18 protein-coding genes and 1 pseudogene are annotated in these 18,160 nt (G+C 63.6%); 4 read left to right on the forward strand and 15 right to left on the reverse strand.

Annotated features, from left to right (window positions below; genetic code table 11):
* Window positions 1-34 precede the first annotated feature (34 nt).
* The gene (locus EB233_RS08830) at window positions 35-922 is read right to left on the reverse strand and encodes a sugar phosphate isomerase/epimerase family protein (RefSeq protein WP_027054376.1); all 888 of its coding nucleotides are present in this window, start codon (window positions 920-922) and stop codon (window positions 35-37) included.
* A gap of 401 nt (window positions 923-1,323) precedes the next feature.
* Between EB233_RS08830 and EB233_RS08835 the strand changes: the two genes are divergently transcribed.
* The 3 genes from EB233_RS08835 to EB233_RS08845 all read left to right on the forward strand — a co-directional run bounded on the left by EB233_RS08835 (window position 1,324) and on the right by EB233_RS08845 (window position 4,761).
* The gene (locus EB233_RS08835) at window positions 1,324-2,379 is read left to right on the forward strand and encodes a sugar phosphate isomerase/epimerase family protein (RefSeq protein ID WP_064992111.1); all 1,056 of its coding nucleotides are present in this window, start codon (window positions 1,324-1,326) and stop codon (window positions 2,377-2,379) included.
* A gap of 147 nt (window positions 2,380-2,526) precedes the next feature.
* A complete protein-coding gene (locus EB233_RS08840) occupies window positions 2,527-3,714 on the forward strand; it encodes a Gfo/Idh/MocA family protein (RefSeq protein WP_064992112.1) in 1,188 nt (395 codons plus the stop codon).
* A gap of 195 nt (window positions 3,715-3,909) precedes the next feature.
* The gene (locus EB233_RS08845) at window positions 3,910-4,761 is read left to right on the forward strand and encodes a sugar phosphate isomerase/epimerase family protein (RefSeq protein WP_064991932.1); all 852 of its coding nucleotides are present in this window, start codon (window positions 3,910-3,912) and stop codon (window positions 4,759-4,761) included.
* A gap of 88 nt (window positions 4,762-4,849) precedes the next feature.
* On the opposite strand, the gene phnE (EB233_RS08850) is transcribed toward EB233_RS08845, so the two are convergent.
* The 13 genes and pseudogenes from phnE (EB233_RS08850) to phnG form a co-directional block, all read right to left on the reverse strand.
* Window positions 4,850-6,217 (reverse strand): phosphonate ABC transporter, permease protein PhnE, encoded by a 1,368-nt coding sequence (phnE, locus tag EB233_RS08850; protein WP_064992113.1) that lies wholly within the window; start codon window positions 6,215-6,217, stop codon window positions 4,850-4,852.
* 110 nt (window positions 6,218-6,327) lie between these two features.
* Window positions 6,328-7,299 carry a phosphonate ABC transporter, permease protein PhnE gene (phnE, locus tag EB233_RS08855; RefSeq protein WP_064992114.1) on the reverse strand — a complete coding sequence of 324 codons (972 nt, stop codon included), beginning with the start codon at window positions 7,297-7,299 and terminating at the stop codon, window positions 6,328-6,330.
* Window positions 7,300-7,457: 158 nt separating this feature from the next.
* The gene (gene phnD, locus EB233_RS08860; RefSeq protein ID WP_064991933.1) at window positions 7,458-8,366 is read right to left on the reverse strand and encodes a phosphonate ABC transporter substrate-binding protein; all 909 of its coding nucleotides are present in this window, start codon (window positions 8,364-8,366) and stop codon (window positions 7,458-7,460) included.
* A 102-nt stretch (window positions 8,367-8,468) separates the two neighbouring features.
* A pseudogene (phnC, locus tag EB233_RS08865) lies at window positions 8,469-9,325 on the reverse strand (phosphonate ABC transporter ATP-binding protein).
* A gap of 129 nt (window positions 9,326-9,454) precedes the next feature.
* Window positions 9,455-10,165, reverse strand: a complete 711-nt coding sequence (locus EB233_RS08870; protein ID WP_064991934.1) for a DUF1868 domain-containing protein — start codon at window positions 10,163-10,165, stop codon at window positions 9,455-9,457.
* A gap of 86 nt (window positions 10,166-10,251) precedes the next feature.
* Complete coding sequence (locus EB233_RS08875; RefSeq protein WP_064991935.1) at window positions 10,252-10,869, reverse strand: DapH/DapD/GlmU-related protein; 618 nt, start codon at window positions 10,867-10,869, stop codon at window positions 10,252-10,254.
* Entirely contained in the window at window positions 10,866-11,573 is a 708-nt protein-coding gene (gene phnL, locus EB233_RS08880; protein WP_064991936.1) for a phosphonate C-P lyase system protein PhnL, read from the reverse strand. The genes EB233_RS08875 and phnL overlap by 4 nt, the downstream gene beginning before the upstream one ends.
* A gap of 68 nt (window positions 11,574-11,641) precedes the next feature.
* Window positions 11,642-12,418, reverse strand: coding sequence for a phosphonate C-P lyase system protein PhnK (gene phnK, locus EB233_RS08885; RefSeq protein WP_015315654.1), 777 nt, complete (start codon window positions 12,416-12,418; stop codon window positions 11,642-11,644).
* Window positions 12,415-13,332 (reverse strand): alpha-D-ribose 1-methylphosphonate 5-phosphate C-P-lyase PhnJ, encoded by a 918-nt coding sequence (locus tag EB233_RS08890; protein ID WP_064991937.1) that lies wholly within the window; start codon window positions 13,330-13,332, stop codon window positions 12,415-12,417. The genes phnK and EB233_RS08890 overlap by 4 nt, the downstream gene beginning before the upstream one ends.
* Entirely contained in the window at window positions 13,329-13,748 is a 420-nt protein-coding gene (fosX, locus tag EB233_RS08895; protein ID WP_064991938.1) for a FosX/FosE/FosI family fosfomycin resistance hydrolase, read from the reverse strand. Before fosX ends, EB233_RS08890 begins: the two co-directional genes overlap by 4 nt.
* Window positions 13,745-14,857 (reverse strand): carbon-phosphorus lyase complex subunit, encoded by a 1,113-nt coding sequence (locus EB233_RS08900; RefSeq protein WP_064991939.1) that lies wholly within the window; start codon window positions 14,855-14,857, stop codon window positions 13,745-13,747. Before EB233_RS08900 ends, fosX begins: the two co-directional genes overlap by 4 nt.
* A 1-nt stretch (window position 14,858) precedes the next feature.
* The gene (gene phnH, locus EB233_RS08905) at window positions 14,859-15,470 is read right to left on the reverse strand and encodes a phosphonate C-P lyase system protein PhnH (protein WP_064991940.1); all 612 of its coding nucleotides are present in this window, start codon (window positions 15,468-15,470) and stop codon (window positions 14,859-14,861) included.
* Window positions 15,470-15,931 (reverse strand): phosphonate C-P lyase system protein PhnG, encoded by a 462-nt coding sequence (gene phnG, locus EB233_RS08910; protein ID WP_064991941.1) that lies wholly within the window; start codon window positions 15,929-15,931, stop codon window positions 15,470-15,472. The genes phnH and phnG overlap by 1 nt, the downstream gene beginning before the upstream one ends.
* Window positions 15,932-16,051: 120 nt before the next feature.
* On the opposite strand from phnG, the gene phnF reads away from it, so the two are divergent.
* Entirely contained in the window at window positions 16,052-16,801 is a 750-nt protein-coding gene (gene phnF / locus EB233_RS08915) for a phosphonate metabolism transcriptional regulator PhnF (RefSeq protein WP_064991942.1), read from the forward strand.
* 321 nt (window positions 16,802-17,122) lie between these two features.
* Here the strand turns inward: phnF and EB233_RS08920 are convergent, their stop codons facing one another.
* Window positions 17,123-18,142, reverse strand: coding sequence for a zinc-binding alcohol dehydrogenase family protein (locus EB233_RS08920; protein WP_064991944.1), 1,020 nt, complete (start codon window positions 18,140-18,142; stop codon window positions 17,123-17,125).
* Window positions 18,143-18,160 lie beyond the last annotated feature (18 nt).

Consider the following 18,160-nt stretch of genomic DNA (forward strand, 5'->3'; position numbering starts at 1 on the left):
CGGGCGGAAGGGCAAATTTCCCGGAAGCAGTCGACTACTTGATCAGCGGCAGCAGCGTTTCGGCGGTGATGCGCATCTGGTCGGTGTAGAATTTTTCGGTGAGCACGCTGGAGCCGTGGTCCTGGATGAACTTCAGTTGCTCAGGCGAAATATCGACCGGGTGGCGCTCGACCATATCCGGATACGGCGCCGCCGGCGTGCGGTCGACCGGGGCGACGAACTCGTTGGTCAGCGCGCCGTCGTAGCCGACCTCCTTCAAGGTGGCGACGATCCTGGGCCAGTCGATCTGGCCAAGGCCGGCGGCGAAGCGGTTGTTGTCGGCGACGTGGAAGTCGAACAGGCGCTTTCCGACCTGACGGATCGCGTCATGGACGTTAAATTCCTCCATGTGGATGTGGTAGGCGTCGAGGCAGACGCCGCATTCGGGGCTGACCGCGTCGGCCAGCGCCAGCGCCTGGGCGCCACGGTTGAACAGATAGGTCTCGAACCGATTGAGCGGCTCGACGGCGATCTTGACGCCGACCTTCTTGGCATGGGTGAAGCACTCTCGGGTCGCGTCGACCACCCACTTCCATTCCTCTTCCTCGGTACCGTCCGGCACCACCTTGCCGACCGTCGCGGGGACGAGCGTGATGATCTCGCCATCAAGCTCGCTGACCATGGTCAGCACGTCCTTGACGTATTGAACGGAGCGCTCGCGCTGGCCCTGGTTCCTGGCGGCAAGATTGCGTTCACCCAGCATCAAGGTCACCGCGCCCCAGCAGCGGATGCCGTGCTCCTTCAACAGCGCGCGCGTCTCCTTGGTCTTGTACTGCTCGGGCTCGCCGGAAATCTCGATCGACTCATAGCCGAACTTCTTGATGCGCTTCAGCGTCGTCTCCAACGGTTCCGCGCGCATCCAGTTGTGCGTCGAAAGATGCATGGTCTGTCCTTCCCAAATTCGTCCGTATGGTTTGCCTGCGACATGCATCGCCGAAAGGCGACGCAAGGGTTCCTCCCCAAGGCATCCCCAGCCTTTTTCCTACAACTGGTTCGACCAATTGGGCCTTAAGTGAGGTCTACAGCAAATTCCGAGGAACGGCAAGAAGCGCGGCAATGCAACTTTTTGTAAGAATTATTTCATTGATTATATTGCGATTTATGCCAATAATCTGGATATGCCGAGGGTTTTGCCGAACCATTGTCAGGCTTGACCAAATTCCGCTATTTGGTAATACCAGAATGGCAGCGCCACCGAAGCGCCTGCTGCGAAAAGACCAAAATGGCTGGCCCTGCTTCCAATCGGCGCTATGCTTGGTCGCGACACAATGAGGGAGGATGCCGATGCCGACGACAATGAAGGGCCCTGGACTGTTTCTGGCGCAGTTCGCGGGTGACGCGGCGCCATTCAATTCGCTGGCCTCGATCACCAAATGGGCCGCCGGTCTCGGCTACAAGGGCGTGCAGATCCCGACCTGGGACGCTCGCCTGTTCGACCTCGAGAAGGCGGCCTCGTCCAAGACCTATTGCGACGAGGTGAAGGGCATCTGCGCCGATGCCGGCGTCGAGATCACCGAACTGTCGACGCATCTGCAGGGGCAGCTGGTGGCGGTGCATCCGGCCTATGACGCGCAGATGGATGGTTTCGCGCCGCCTTCGGTGCACAACAATCCGAAGGCACGGCAGAAGTGGGCGGTCGAGCAGATGAAATTCGGCGCCAAGGCATCGCGCAATCTCGGGCTGAATGCCTCGGTGTCGTTCACCGGCTCGCTGGCTTTCCCTTACCTTTATCCCTTCCCGCAGCGGCCGGCCGGGCTGATCGAGGAAGCCTTCGGCGAACTCGGCAAACGCTGGAAGCCGATCCTCGATGTCTATGAGGACAATGGGGTCGATGTCGGCTACGAAATCCATCCCTCGGAAGACGTGTTCGACGGCGCGACGTTCGAGATGTTCCTTGATGTGGTCGGCGGCCACAAGCGCTGCAACATCAACTACGACCCGTCGCACTTCCTGTTGCAGCAGCTCGACTATCTCGAATTCATCGACATCTACCACGAGCGGATCAAGGCCTTCCACGTCAAGGACGCCGAGTTCAACCCGACCGGGCGGCAGGGCGTCTATTCCGGCTATCAGAGCTGGACCAATCGTGCTGGCCGCTTCCGCTCGCTCGGCGACGGGCAGGTGGATTTCGGCGGCATCTTCTCCAAGCTGACGCAGTACAATTATGATTCCTGGGCGGTGCTGGAATGGGAGTGTTGCCTGAAGCATCCCGAGGATGGCGCGGCGGAGGGCGCGCCCTTCATCCAGCACCACATCATCCGAGTGACCGAGAGGGCATTCGACGATTTCGCCAGCGGTACGACCGACAAGAAGCTGCTGCGGGCCATGATGGGAATCTAAAAACGTTTCCCTCCCCCTCGAGGGGAGGGTGGCCCGAAGGGCCGGGTGGGGTCGGTTGATGCCGAGCTCTACGCCCGGCGACCCCACCCGATCCGCTGCGCGGATCGACCTCCCCTCAAGGGGGAGGTGAACAACCAGGAGAACAAAATGGTCGGCGCATCGAAATCGGAGACGGGAGGCGGCCCGATCCGCTACGGCATGGTTGGCGGCGGGCAAGGCGCCTTCATCGGCGCGGTGCATCGCATCGCGGCGCGCATGGACAATGAGTTCGTGCTGGTGGCCGGCGCGCTGTCGGCCAATGCCGAGCGCGCCAAGGCATCGGCCGCCGAACTCGGCCTCGATGCGGAGCGCAGCTACGCCTCCTATGCCGAGATGGCGAAGGCCGAGGCCAAGCGCCCCGACGGCATCGAGGCGGTGGCCATCGTCACCCCGAACAATGTCCATGTGCCGGCTGCCAAGGCCTTTCTCGAGGCCGGCATCCACGTGATCTGCGACAAGCCGCTGGCAACGACGTTGGCCGAAGCGAAGAAGCTCGCGGCGATCGTCGAGAAGACCGGCAAGGTGTTCGTGCTGACCCACAACTACACTGCCTATCCGATGGTACGGCAGGCGCGCGAGATGGTGGCCAAGGGCGTGCTCGGCGACATCCGCATCGTGCAGTCGGAATATCCGCAGGACTGGCTGACCGAAGACCTCGCCGCCACCGGCCAGAAACAGGCTTCATGGCGCGGCGATCCGAAACAGGCGGGGGCGGGCGGTGCGCTGGGCGACATCGGCACCCACGCCTACAATCTGGCCCGCTTCGTCTCCGGGCTGGAACTCGATTCGCTCTCGGCCGACCTCGACGCCTTCGTGCCGGGGCGGCTGCTCGATGACAATGTCAACGTCATGCTGCGCTTCAAGCCCACCGGCAAGACGCATCCGGCCAAGGGTATGATCTGGGCTAGCCAGGTAGCGCCCGGCCATGAGAACGGGCTGAAGCTGCGCATCTATGGCTCGAAGGGCGGGCTGGAATGGGTACAGGCCGATCCGAACTATCTCTGGTACACGCCGTTCGGCCAGCCGAAGCAGTTGATCACCCGCAACGGCGCCGGCGCGCTGCCGGTGGCGGGCCGTGTCAGCCGCGTGCCGCCGGGCCATCCCGAGGGTTATCTCGAAGGTTTCGCCAATATTTACCAGGAGGCGGCACGCGCAATCCGCGCGGCGCGCAGGAAGGGGGGCAAGCCGGCGAAGGATGTCGTCTTCCCGACCATCCAGGATGGCGTCGAGGGCATGGCCTTCATCGAAGCCTGCGTGAAGTCGTCGAGGAAGAACGGGGCGTGGACGAAGCTTTAGGGGGTGATGATCTTCAGGTGATGCCGGCCTGCAAACGATGGCTTTCTGCGCTTCCCCGTTCTACTGCGTCGCAGTAGAACTGAGCTCACGTACCCAAAAGTACGCTCCGCTCCGGTTCTCGGAATCCACCATTTTCGGCTCGGCCTGACCTGAACCTCGACACCCCTTGGCCGAAGGTGATGGGGGAGGGCGTCGATGAAAATCGGCATGTGCATGTTCTTGTGGACGACAGCGGTGTCGAAGAAGCACGAGCCGCTGCTTCGCGACATCAAGGCGACGGGCTTCGACGGCGTCGAGATACCGATCTTTGTCGGGGTACCTGACGATTACAAAAAGCTAGGCGACCTGCTCGATCGCATCGGTTTGGAGCGCACAGCGGTCTCGGCGATGGGCGATCCCTCGATGAACCTGATCTCGGCCGATGCGGCAACGCGCAAGGCCGGTGTCGAGTACATGAAATGGGCCGTCGATTGCGCCGATGCGCTTGGCGCGAGGACGCTGAGCGGACCGTTGCATTCGACGCTTGGCGCCTTCTCCGGCAGCGGGCCTACACCCGCCGAGAAGAACCGTTCCCTCGCCTCGCAACGCGCCATCGGCGACCATGCCGGCAAGCGCAACGTCACCATCGGGCTGGAGGCGCTGAACCGCTTCGAATGTTATCTTTTCAACACCATGGCGGACCTGTCCGAGCACATCGACGCCGTCGGCCGGCCGCACATCAAGGCGATGTACGACACTTTTCATGCCAATATCGAGGAGGCCGACCCGATCGGCGCCTATACGAAACATCGCAGGAATGTCGTTCATATCCACATATCGGAGAATGATCGTGGCGTGCCGGGGCGCGGCAACATTCCGTGGAAAGAGACCTTCGCGGCGATCCGCAAGAGCGGCTATGACGACTGGCTGACGATCGAGTCCTTCGGCCGCTCGCTGAAGGATCTGGCGGCGGCGACCAAGGTTTGGCGCGACTTTTCCGAAACGCCGGAAGCGGTTTATCGGGAGGGGTATAAGCATATCAAGAACGGCTGGAAGAAGGCGGCTTAAGCCCGCTCGTCCTTCGTCATCCTCGGCTCTGCGTCGCGTCGCTTCGTCCTTGGATGGCGAAGGCGGTGCGGCGCTGACATTGCGCCGGCTAACCCTGCTCTGCCTGGAGCCTGTTGTAGTCATGGATGGTGCGGCTGAGCCTCCGGCGCAGGAAATTCGAGATGTTGTCGAAGATGAAGACAACCACCAGGATCAACAGCACCATGTAGAAGACGTTGGCCCAGTTGGAGTTGGTGCGCATCGCCTCCCAAAGCTTCAGGCCAATGCCGCCGGCACCGACGGCGCCGATGATGGTGGCACCGCGGGTGTTGGATTCCCACTGATAGAGTGTCTGACTGATGAAGACGGGTATCACTTCCGGCATCACGCCGTAGCGCTGCACCAGCAAGCCGTTGGCGCCGGTAGACAGCACGCCCTCACGCGGCTTGTCATCGATGTTTTCCAGCGCCTCGGAATAGGTTTTGCCGAGCGTGCCGATCTCGGTGAAGAAGATCGCGGCACTGCCGGCCAGCGGGCCGGGACCGAAGGCGCGGGTGAAGAACAGCGCCCAGATCAGCATGTCGACCGAGCGCATGAAGTCGAAGAAGCGCTTGAGCACCTGGCTGAGCACGCCGCTCGGCGTGATGTTGCGGGCGGCGAAGAAGGCAAGCGGGAAGGCGACGATGCCGCCGAGCAGCGTGCCCAGGAATGCCATGACGATGGTCTGCAAAAGCTTCGTCCAGACATCGCCGTGCTGCCACTGGGCGTTGTTCCAGATGTTGTCGCCGGCCAGCGCCAGATTGGATGTGCCGGGCTTGAGTTCAGGCCCTGAAACGATCAGCGAGACCACTTCTCCCGCCGATTTGCCGAAGAAGGGCGAACGTGTGTCGAAGACGAAGTTCGCCCAGCCGAGGAAGCGCTTGCGCACCTTGACGCGGTCGACGGTGACGCGCACCTCGCCGACGAAGCCCATCTTGGCGACGACCTCGTCGTCATGCACCGTGATCCAGTCCGGCACCGGACCCGCGACCACGGGCTTGCCGCTGGTCAGCGACATCGGCACCGTCTGGCCGTTGGCCACGATCGTCGCCAGCGCCTTGTCGAAGGTGACGGATTTTGCCGCGCCGTCGATCAGCACGGTGAAGCTGCCGTCCGGGTTCCTGATCACCCAGTCAGGGTTCGGGCTTTCGCCAAGCGCTGAAAAGCGCGGGTATCGGGGCGTGATCTGAGGCTGGTCGAGGCGGAACTCCGGCTGCAGATCATAGCTGATCCATTGCGTCAGGAAGAGCGGCAGACGCTCCCAATGCGATTCCCGCAGCACTTGCGGCAGGCTGAAGAACCACAGGACGTAGATGAGGTAAGTCAGGATACCGACGAACAGGAAGAGCGGAGCAAAGCGCTTGTACAGCGGCCGCCGGAACACCTGGGGATAGCGCTCCTCGATCGACAGCATCTCCTGCGCGGTCATGGTCGCCATGTTTTGTCTTTCCATTTGGCCAAGACCTCTTGGACAAAACAGTTCCCATTTGTCCGAGAACCCCGGATGCCACTTTTCGCTAACATGGTCTTTCGATTCGGCGTCATGGTCTAAGCCCCCATCATAAAGGCCTGTTCGCCGACCAGCTTGCGGCGGAGCCAGGCGGAAAACTGGTCGATGATGAAGATGGTGGTGAACAGGAGCAGCACCAGCGCCAGCGTCTTGGCGCCGAATCCTCGCGAGATGGATAGCTTCAGTTCTTCGCCGATGCCGCCGCCGCCGACGGCGCCGATGATGGTCGAGGCGCGCACATTGATCTCGACGCGCAGCAGCGTGTAGGACATGAAATTGGGCAGCACCTGCGGCAGGTCGGCGAAGCGCACCCGCTCGAACCAGTTGCCTCCGACCGCGCGAAGGCCTTCCTCGGCGCGCATGTCGATGTTCTCGTTGATTTCGTAGAACAGCTTGCCGAGCGCGCCGATCGAATGCAGGCCGATGGCGATGATGGCGGCGATCGGGCCGGTCGAGACGATGGCCGCGAAGAGACCGGCGATGACGATTTCCGGAAAGGCGCGCAGCAGCTCCATGAAGCGCTTGACGACCAGCCTCAAAGCGGGGTGGGGCGTCAGGTTGCGCGCCGCGATAAAGGAAAAGGGTACCGCGAAGACGAAGCCGACGAAGGTCGAGACCAGTGCCACATTGACCGTCGTGATCATGAGCTCGAAATATTCGGGAATGTAGAATCCGCCCCAGACATAGACGCGGCCGAGCGGAAAGTTGAATTCTTGCGTGCCGGTGTCATGCGGCGAGGCAACGTCGAACAGCGCCCGCCAGACGTCGTTCCAGTCCTTCGGGATGAGCCAGCTCAGGAAATCCAGGATGTGCGGCAGCCGGTCGAAGAAATGACCGGCATTGGCTTCGTCGGCGAACCACATGCTGGCGAACATGGCGACGAGCAGCAGTCCGACGCCGAGCACCGTGTAGAACCGGCGCAGCGACGTCTGGCGTCGCCAGGCATCGGCCATCTGGCGGGTGGCGACAGAAGGCGTTGTCAAAGAGGGTGCTGTCACGGACAGGGTCATGATCGGAGATGCAAAAGGGCGGTGCCGCCGCATCGGCCCGAAAATCGAAGTCCGATTTTCGGAAAGTCCGATGCGGCAATCCTAGTTGCTAAAGCGTACTTTGTGCGTCCAAGTGGACGCACGTCGCTTTAGTAACGCCACCCTTTCCGATTTCGCCGTTAGCCGCCGATGGCCGCCTTACGGGCTTCGACGATGACGTTGTAGAAGTCCGGCTTCACCGGAACGTAGCCGGTGAAATCGCCACCTTCGACGCCCTCGAAGCAAGCTTTGTCCTTCTTGGGGAGGTCGGTGAAGAAGGCGGCGAGCTTGGCGGTCATCTCGTCGCCGAGCGCGGCGCGCACGACCAGCGGGCCGTTCGGGATCAGGCCCGAGCGCCAGACTTCGACGAAGTCGTTGGGGTCGACGGCGCCCTTGGCGACTTCCTTGTGGAAGGTGCCGGAGGTGTAGCCGTTCTTGAAGTCGCCAATGCCGGAGGAATCGTCCACTGCGACATCGACCTTGCCGTCGCGCACGGCCAGGACGTTGTTCTCGTGGCCGCCATTGAACTGGGTCGAGGCGAAATAGGTCTCGTTCGAGGCGCCGGTGGTCTTCGGAATCTGGGTCAGCGGGATCAGGTAGCCGGAGGTCGAATCCGGATCGGCGTAACCGAGCTTCTTGCCCTTGGCCGACTTGATGTCGGTGATGCCGGAGGACTTCAGCGCCAGGCCGATCGAATAATAGCCCGTGGCGCCGTCGGTCTGCTGGGTGGTGAGGATCGGCGTGACGGCCTTCGGGTCCTTGATGTAGACGCTGGCATAGCCGGAGGCGCCGAGTTCGGCGAAGTCGAGCGTGCCGCCGAGCAGGCCCTGGATGACGCCGTCATAGTCGGCGGCGGGGAACAGCGAGACCTTCTCGAAGCCGAATTCGGCCTTCAGATGGTCGGCCAGGCACTGATAGTTGCGCAGCCGGTCGGTTTCGTTTTCACCGCCGAGAATGCCGACGCGGAATTCCTTCATGTCGGCGGCGTGGGCCATGCTGGTTGCCATGGCGAGCACCGAAACGGCGCTGAAGACCATCTTCCTGAACATCTGTCATTTCTCCTGTAAGTTCCGGCCCCGCGCCGGCAGCGTTCTTGATCTCAACAAGTGCCCTTGACGCGGGCGGACGATCCAGGCCGCTCTTTCTTGAACTCAGTAACCTGGGAATGCAGGTTCGAGCGGTCCGCGGATGCTGCAATCTTCTGCCTGAAGGCAGCGCTGGTGGAGGTGATTGCCTCGGAGATTTCGCTGCCACTGGCGTCGGCGCCATAGACGAGACGCACCGCCTCGCGGTTGAGTTCTTCGGGCGGGCCGTCGAGGACGACCTTGCCGGCGGACATGCCGATGATGCGGTTGCAATAGGCGCGGGCGGTATCCAGCGTATGCAGATTGGTGACGACGGTAATGCCTTCGCGCAGATTGATGTCCTGCAGCGAATCCATCACCACCTTGGCGTTGAGCGGGTCGAGCGAGGCGATCGGCTCGTCGGCGAGGATCACTTTGGGCTGCTGCATCAGGGCACGGGCGATGGCGACGCGCTGCTGCTGGCCGCCAGACAGCGTGCCGGCGGGCTGAAGTGCGGTGCGGGCGATGTCGAGCCGCTCGAGGGCCGCGACGGCCTCGGCACATTCGGCGCGCGAGAACATGCCGAGAAGGTTCGACAGGGTCGAGCGGTGGTTCAACTTGCCAAGCAGCACGTTGGTCAGCACGTCGAGGCGCGGCACCAGGTTGAACTGCTGGAAGATCATGGCGCAGTCGCGTTGCCAGCGCCGCAGCGGCGAGCCTCGCAACTGGGAGACCTCGGCGCCGTCAAAAAAAATCGACCCCTGGCTGGGGTCGACGAGACGGTTGATCATGCGAAGAAGGGTCGATTTGCCGGCGCCCGAACGACCGATGACGCCGACCATCTGACCCTGCGGAATCGAGATGTTGACGTCGCTGACGGCGGTGTTCTTGCCAAATCGTCGGCTGACGCCGCGGATTTCGAGCGTGGCAGAGCTTGCTGACATGAGCAGGTTCCAGTGCGGAGCATATTGATCGTCAGGCTCTCGCCTAACGCAGCCACATGAACCTGCCATGTCGCCACCATGTCAGTTTTGTTACGCTCCACAGGCGTGAGGGCTGAAGCGCGTCGCGCTTCAGCCGAGCACCAGCAATTCCTCGAAATGCTTCATGTCGCGGAAGGCGCAGAAGGCAGGCGCCTTGATCTCGATCACCGGAGCCTGCCTTGCGAACAGTGCCAGGCAGTCGTCGAAGAGGGCCTGCCACGCGCCGGCCCTGTCGTCGGCCAGACGCTGGATCTGATAGGCGAAGGTGATGTGGAAGACGTAGGCGTCGTGATCGGGGTGCCGGTAGCCGAACGGTGCCGCCAGCGCATCGCGCCATTGACGCATGACGCGCACGTCGTCGTCGGTCGCGCCGGCGACGGTAAGGCCCGTGGGCACGATTTCGACCACCTTGATGTTGAATGGGCCGGCACCCTGGAAGCCTTTCAGGCGCTCCAGATAGAGGCGGGTCATGGCATCGATGCTGGTGTCGAGCGGGACGTCCTGCGGCCAGTAGGGCAGGCGGCGGCGATATTCGATGATGCCCTGGAACAGCGTCATGTGCAGGCTGGAGACGGGGGTGAAGGCGAGCCGGTCGGCGTCGGGCATGGCCAGCATCTTCTCACGTACGGCAAGCACCACGGCTTCGGAGGGCGAGCCGCCGACCAGATGGCTGACGACGGTGTTGCCGGGCTCGGTCAGGAAATTGCCTGATGTGTCGTAGCGTGTGCCGAGATGCACTGGGGTGGTGGGGTTCGAGCCGGCAAAGAATCCGGCGAGCGAGGGTCTGACGGTGTCGAGCATGGCAATCTCCTTGGGGAGATGGCGTCCTGTCCGAGTCCTGTGTCAAGGATATGAACGGGCCTCTACTATGACGACGATGTGAGAGACTATCCCTCGTATTTCTCCAGAAACGCCCCGGCCGACAGTTCGCGAAAATCGTTCAGTGACGCGCGCAGCCTGGCATGGTCCCAGTCCCACCAGGCGAGCGCCTGGTAGCGCTCGGTGGTGCGGCGGTCGAAGCGCTCGCGGATCGGCTTGGCCGGCACGCCGGCGACGATCGTGTAGGGTGCGACATCCTTTGAAACCACCGCACCGGCGCCGACCGCCGCGCCATCACCAATGGTGACGCCGGGCAGCACCGTCGAGCCGTGGCCGAGCCAGGTGTCATGGCCGATGGTGACGCGCTTGGCGCGGCGCTCCGCGAAAAATTCGCTCTCATGCTCGGCGTCGTCCCAATAGTCCGAGGCGCGGTAGGTGAAATGGTGCAGTGTCGGCCGCCAGGTCGGGTGGTTGGTGGCGTTGAGGCGCACGCTTGCCGCGATGTTGGCAAACTTGCCGATCCTCGCACACCAGACGGCGCAATCCTGCATCATGTAGGAATAGTCGCCGAGCTCGCTCTCCGAAACTCGGCTGCGGTCGGCGATCTCGGTCCAGCGGCCGAGCGTCGAGTTGTGCACTTCCGCCGTCGGGTGCACCAGCGGCGTCTCCGACAATTTCCTGGTCATGCGGCGAGTTTTCCCGGAGCAAAGGCGGTGACGTCGATGATGCGGTCGGCCACCGCTTCGCGCACATCGTGGTCGTGGAAGATGCCGAGCAGGGCAACGTCAGCCGTCTTCTTGGCGGCGATGAGTTCGATGACCACGTCGCGGTTCTTGGCGTCGAGCGAGGCGGTCGGCTCGTCGAGCAGCAGGATCGGATGCTCGGTGATGAAGCCGCGCGCGATGTTGACGCGCTGCTGCTCGCCGCCGGAGAAAGTCGCCGGCGGCAGCGCCCAGAGTTTTTCCGGCAAATTGAGCTGCGCCAACAGCGCGCGTGCCTTGCCCCTGGCCGCCTCGCGGTCCTCGCCGCGTTCGACCAGCGGCTCGGCGACGACATCGAGCGCCGAGACGCGCGGCACGGTACGCAGAAACTGGCTGACATAACCGATCGTTTGCCGGCGTATGGAAAGCACGGCGCGCGGGCTGGCATGGGCGAGGTCGATCAGCCCGCCCTCGTGATTGACGATGATCTGGCCTTCATCGACGGCATAATTGCCGTAGAGCATTTTCAGGATCGAGCTCTTGCCGGCACCGGAGGGGCCGCCGAGCACAGTGCATTCGCCAGCCTTGATGGAGAAGGAAACCCCCGCGACAACGGGCAGTTTGATGCCATCGCGCAAATGCATGGTGAAGCTCTTGGCGACGTCGGAAACAACGAGCGGGGTTGGCATGTCAAAGTCCTTTGCTTTGCCGCATGATCTGATCCGAAAACCTGCTTCCACTTTTCGGGATCATGCGGCTACACCTGCAAAATCGATGAAACGAGAAGCTGCGTGTAAGGCGCGCGCGGGTCGTCGAGCACGCGGTCGGTGAGGCCGCTTTCGACGACGCGGCCGTCCTTCATCACCATCATGCGCTGCGACAGAAGGCGCGCCACGGCGAGGTCGTGGGTGACGACGATGGCCGCGAGGCCGAGGTCGGTGACCAGCCCGCGCAAGAGGTCGAGCAGGCGTGCCTGCACCGAGACGTCGAGGCCGCCGGTCGGCTCATCCATGAAAACCAGCCGCGGGCCGGTGACGAGGTTGCGGGCGATCTGCAGGCGCTGGCGCATGCCGCCGGAAAAGGCGCGCGGCTCGTCGTCGATGCGGTCTTCCTCGATCTCGACGCGCGACAGCCAGTCGACGGCAGTGGCGCGGATCTTGCCGTAGTGACGGTCGCCGACCGCCATCAGACGTTCGCCGACATTGGCGCCGGCCGACACCGTCATGCGCAGGCCGTCGGCCGGGTTCTGGTGGACAAAGCCCCAGTCGGTTCGCATCAGGAAGCGGCGTTCGGCCTCGCTCATGCGGTAGAGCTCGCGGAACTGGCCGTCGCGCATGCGGTAGCTGGCGGTGCCGGAGCTTGGCAGCAGCCGCGTCGACAGGCAGTTGAGCAGCGTCGTCTTGCCGGAACCGGATTCACCGACGACAGCCAGGACTTCGCCCGGCCAAAGGTCGAAGGAGACGTTGTCGCAGCCAACGCGCGAACCGTAGAATTTGGACAGCGCCGAGACGCGCAGCAGCGGTTCGTCGGTCATTGGGCCGGCTCCATTTTTTCTGAAGCAGAACGGGTTTCCGAGGCGGGATGGGTTTCCGGAGCAAGATGGCCGCGATGGCCCTCTTCACGCCGCTTCTCGCAGTGGTCGGTGTCGGAGCAGACGAACATGTGGCCGCCATGGTCGTCGAGGATGACCTCGTCGAGATAGACATTCTCCGCCGCGCACAGCGCGCAGGGCTGGTCGAAGGTCTGCACTTCGAAGGGGTGGTCCTCGAAGTCGAGGCTGACGACATCGGTGAAGGGCGGCACCGCATAGATGCGCTTTTCGCGGCCGGCGCCGAACAGCTGCAAGGCCGGCGAGCGGTGCATCTTGGGATTGTCAAATTTCGGCGTCGGCGACGGATCCATGACATAACGGCCCTCGACCTTGACCGGATAGGCATAGGTGGTGGCGATGCGGCCATGCTTGGCGATGTCCTCGTAGAGCTTGACATGCATGAGGCCGTATTCCTCCAGCGCATGCATTTTGCGCGTTTCGGTCTCGCGCGGCTCGAGGAAGCGCAGCGGCTCGGGGATCGGTACCTGGTAGACCAGCACCTGGCTTGCGGTCAGCGGATGTTCGGGAATGCGGTGGCGTGTCTGGATGATGGTGGCGCTGGCGGTGTCGGTGGTGACAGCGACATTGGCGACCTTCTTGAAGAAGGCACGGATGGAGACGGCGTTGGTGGTGTCGTCGGCGCCCTGGTCGATGACCTTCAGCACGTCGTCAGGGCCGATGATTGAGGCGGTGACCTGGACGCCGCCGGTGCCCCAGCCATAGGGCATCGGCATTTCGCGCGAGGCGAACGGCACCTGATAGCCGGGGATGGCGATGCCCTTGAGGATCGCCCGGCGGATCATCCTTTTGGTCTGTTCGTCGAGGTAGGCGAAGTTGTAGGTGGCGATGTCGGTCATGATGCGACCTCAAGTTCCTTGGCGTAGCGCTTCAGCCGCTCGGCTAGCGTGCCGGTGTGCAGTTCGAACATGTGGTTGTCGTCGTCGTAGAAATAGATCGAGCGACCTTCACCCTCGACGCGCGGACGCGGCGGGCGCATGTCGAGGCCTAGCTCGGCGACACGCTCGGCGTAGCGGTCGAAGTCGGCGTCATCGATCTTGAAGGCGATGTGGTTGTAGCTGCGCTCGGGCAGCGCCTCGCCTTCCATGATGGCGATCCAAAGGTCGCCGATGAGGAAAAATTTTTCGCGCGACAGGGAGAACTGCTCGGCGTCGCTGGCATAGACCTCGCGGGCGTCGAAAATTCCGGTCAGGATTTCAGTCATCCGGTCGAGATCCCTGGCGATGAAAGTGATGTGGGAGAGGCCCTCGATCATTCCGCGGCCTCCCGCTTCTCTTCCGCCTTGGCCGGGTTCTCCCGCGCCTCGTATTCGGCGCGCATGCGGCGCACGAGGTCAAGTTCGGCCTGGAAATCGACATAGTGCGGCAGCTTAAGATGTTCGACGAAGCCGGTTGCCTGGACATTGTCGGAGTGTGAGATGACGAACTCCTCGTCCTGGGCGGCGGCGACAATGTCCTCGCCGAGTTCGGAGGCGCGCAACGCGCGGTCGCAGAGCGCCATGGCCATCGCCTTGCGCTCGCTCTGGCCGAAGACAAGGCCGTAGCCGCGGGTGAATTGCGGCGGCGCCTTGGCCGAGCCCTTGAACTGGTTGACCATCTGGCATTCGGTGACCCGCACCGTGCCAAGGGGTGCTGCGAAAGGCAGTTCGGGAACGTCGAGTTCCAGCTCGACCTCGCCGATGCGGATCTCACCGACGAAGGGATGGTTGCGGGCATAGCCGCGCTGGGTCGAATAGCCGAGCGCCAGGAGGAAACCCTCGTCGCCCCGCGACAGAGCCTGCAGGCGGATGTCGCGCGCCATCGGGAATTCCAGCGGCTCGCGGGTGATGTCGCCGGGGACATGATCCCCAGGCATCTCGCCATCCGGTTCGATCAGGCCTTCGCGGTCGAGGATCGCCGAGACGCGCGGCATGGCCTGCGCTTCCGTCTCGCGCTGCAACGGCTCGGCGACATCGGCGCCCGCGGCAAGCTCGGGATCGAGCAGCCGGTGCGTGTAATCGAAGGTCGGGCCGAGCAACTGGCCGCCGGGCAGGTCCTTGTAGGTTGCCGAGACACGCCGCTCGACCAGCATGGTACCGGTGTCGATCGGTTTGCTGTAGCCGAAACGCGGCAGCGTCGTGCGATAGGCGCGCACCAGGAAGATCGCCTCGATCATGTCGCCACGCGCCTGCACAATGGCGAGCGCGGCCAACTCACGGTCGTAGAGCGAGCCTTCGCTCATCACCCGGTCGACGCCGAGCGCCAGCTGCTCGACGATCTGGTCGAGACGAAGTGCGGGCACCGAACGGTCGCCGCGCCGGCGATCGGCGAGCAGGCTGTGGGCGTTGGCAATCGCGGCCTCGCCGCCTTTTACCGCGACATACATCTCAAGCCTCCATCGTCTTGATGCGCGTGGTGCGCGGCAGACAGGCTATGCCGTCCGCGGTGGCGAGGATGATGTCGACGCCGCGCGGGAAGCGTTTGTTGTTCTGCTTCCACTGCTCGATGAAATGACGCGGCATCTGGGCCGGGGCGATCGTGGCGCTGGTTTCGATGCCGGGGCCTTCGAGCAGCAGCGGAGCGCCTGAGGTCAGGTCGCCGACTTGCAGGATCAGCGTGGTCGAACGGTCGGGATAGTCCTGCGTGCCTTGCGAAAAGCCGTCGAGCGCCATCATCTCGGCCGGCGCGGCGACAATGGCGAAATGCGCATCGGCCGCCGTGTTGGCCAGCGGTGCGCCGGTGTGGAAGCCAAGCCAGGAGACGATCGCGGCCGAGGCGTGCAAGGCCGGGTCGAGCCAAAGCGGCGTGTCGTTGTCGCAGAGCGCCAGGGCCACGGCGCCAGCGGTTGCCGAGAGCGGCGAAGGCGGGCGGGCCAAGGCGGGCAAAGGCTGCACGCTGCCCGGCCGCGCCATCGCGTCCATGATCGCGCGAAAAACGGCTTGGGCATTGAAGACCGGATCGGCGAAACCGCCCTCGATCGATTGTGCCGCAATATCCATCAGTCTTCTCCGCGAACCATGGTGAAGAAATCCACCTTCGTCGCCGCTGTCTCGGCGCGGCGTTTTTCATGGGCAGTGGCGAGCGCCGACCTCAAAGGCGCGATCAGCCTGGTCTCAACCTCGGCGCGGCGGGCAGGGTCCTGCCAGAGCGCGTCGGCGATCGCCGCCAGCTTCGCCTTCTGCTTGTCGCGGCCAAGCGCGTAGCAATGGCCGACCTGTCCGGATGGCAACCGGACGGTGGCGCGGGTGACGGTCGCCTCGCCGACATTGAACGGGGCGCCGCCGCCGCCGATGCGGCCGCGCAGCGTCACCAGCCCGGTCTCGGGACCGCGCAGCAATTCGGCTTGCGAGGGCAGGCCGGCCTCGTTCCAGAGCCGGACGATATCGTCTCCGCTCGATTGCGCCAGCGTCGCCATGGCGGCCTTGCGGTCGGCCTGGTCGCGGGCTTCCTGTCCTCGCATAGGCAGCATTCCTCTTTGCTAAATTTGTCTATTGATATAGACAACTATACAAATTATACATATTACCTAACGCGAGTCCATGACGGGTGGATGACATCGGATGGAAGGCGGGGGCAATCCATGATCGAACGACAGCAGGCCGACGGCATCGAGCGGCGCAGTGGCGTCTCGCTGTGGCGGCAGATCGCCGACAGGATCCTGCAAGCGATCGCCACCGGCGACTTCGCCGAGAATGCCGCGCTGCCGCCGGAGGTGACACTGGCCGAGCGCTACGGCGTCAACCGTCACACGGTGCGCAGCGCCATATCGGCGCTTGTCCAGGAAGGGGTACTGCGGGCCGAGCAGGGGCGTGGCACTTTCGTTTTGTCGCGCAAGCGGCTGTCCTATCCGATCGGCGCGCGCACGCGCTTTTCGACGGGCTTGCAAGGACAGACGTCGGAGCGGCACATCGTGCTGCTCTCGTCCGCGGTCGAGCTGGCCAGCCAGCGCGTTGCGGAGGGGCTTGGCCTGGCCAGGGGCACCGAGGTGATCAGGTTGGAGACACGCGGCGAAGCGGACGGACGGCCGGTGTCGCGCGCTGCCGGCTGGTTCGAGGCGAGGCGTTTTGCCGGCATCGACAAGGCGATGGCCGAGACCGGCTCGATCACCGCGTCGCTGGCCCGCTTCGGCATAGACGACTATCTCAGGCAATCGACCGTTCTGTCGGCGCGCCATGCCGATGCGGCCGACCTTGCCGATCTCGACCTGCAGCCGGGCGCCATCGTGCTGGTCACGGTGGCCGTCAACGTGACGCCGGATGGACAGCCGATCCAGTTTTCCGAGTCGCGCTTTCCGGCCGAGCGGGTGGAGCTGAAGCTGTCGGCGCTATAGAAGATACGAGATCTGTTTAACTCACGCTGATATCAGACCGGCTCGGTCGCGCTCGCTTGTCAGCGGCCTGGCATTTGAGGACCGCCTTCCCCCACTCCGTCTCGGCTTCGCCGAGCCACCTCTCCCCCCTCCGGAGGGAGAGGAAAGGAGCCCGCTGGTGGCGGAAGAAGGAGCCGATCTGGTTGAGGTGCTGCAGCAACAGGCTCGCACCCTTCCTCTACCCCGTCGATCGGGGGAGAGGTGGCTCGGCGAAGCCGAGACGGAGTGGGGGTCGACTGCGCAGGGCGGCGTCAATTCGGGCCGGGTTCACCGTCTGCCATGTTATGACCCGACCTCGATGACCGCCTTGATCAGGCCGGATTTCTCATGCGCCCACCTTGCGAGATCGCGCGGCGTGTCTTCCAGCGTGGTGCGGTGGGTGACGAGTTTCGCCAATGGCACGGCGCCGTTGCGGATCGAGGCGGCGACGTGGTCGAAGTCGGCCTTCAGCGCATTGCGGCTGCCGATCAGCGTCATTTCGCGTTTGTGGAATTCGGGATCGGAAAAGACGATGTCGTCCTTGACGACGCTGACCAGCACCAGCGCGCCGCCATGCGCGACATGGGCGAAGGCCGACTGGACCGAGGCCGTGTTGCCGGTGGCGTCGAAGACGACGTCGAAACCTTCACCGCCGGTCGCGTCGCGAACCAACTCGGCGCCCGTTTTCGTCGAGCCGTCGAGCGTGGCGAAGCCTAGCTCGCTTTCGGCAAAGCCGAGCCGCTCGCTGCTCATGTCGAGCAGGCTGACTTCGAGCCCGGCGATGCGGGCGAAGATGGCGGTGCCTAACCCGATCGGGCCGGCGCCGATGACCAGCGTGCGGGCGCCGGTTTCGGCCTTGGCGCGGCGCACTGCATGGGCGCCGATGGCGAGGAACTCCACCGCCGCGGCGTCGGCCAGCGACAGGCCGTTGGCCGGATAGAGGTTTTGCGCCGGGACCAGAATTCTTTCGCACATGGCGCCGTCACGATGGACGCCGAGTACTTCGATCCTGACGCAGCAGTTGGGCTTGCCGTGCCGGCAGGCAATGCATTTGCCGCAGGACAGATAGGGGTTGATGACGACCGGCTCGCCAATGGCAAGGTCGACGCCGTCGCCGGTCTCGACGATCGTTCCCGACACTTCGTGGCCCATGATGCGCGGGTAGGCGAGGAAAGGGTGCTTGCCCTCGAAAATGTGATAGTCGGTGCCACAGATGCCGACATGGCTGACCGCCACCAGCGCCCAGCCGGCCGGCGGCGCGCCCGGCGCGGGTCGGTCTTCGACGACAAGGTCGCCGGGCGATCGGCAAACAACGGCTTTCATTCTCTGGTCCAGTCTGTT

The organism is Mesorhizobium erdmanii, assembly GCF_013170725.1.
GTDB classification, from domain to species: domain Bacteria; phylum Pseudomonadota; class Alphaproteobacteria; order Rhizobiales; family Rhizobiaceae; genus Mesorhizobium; species Mesorhizobium erdmanii.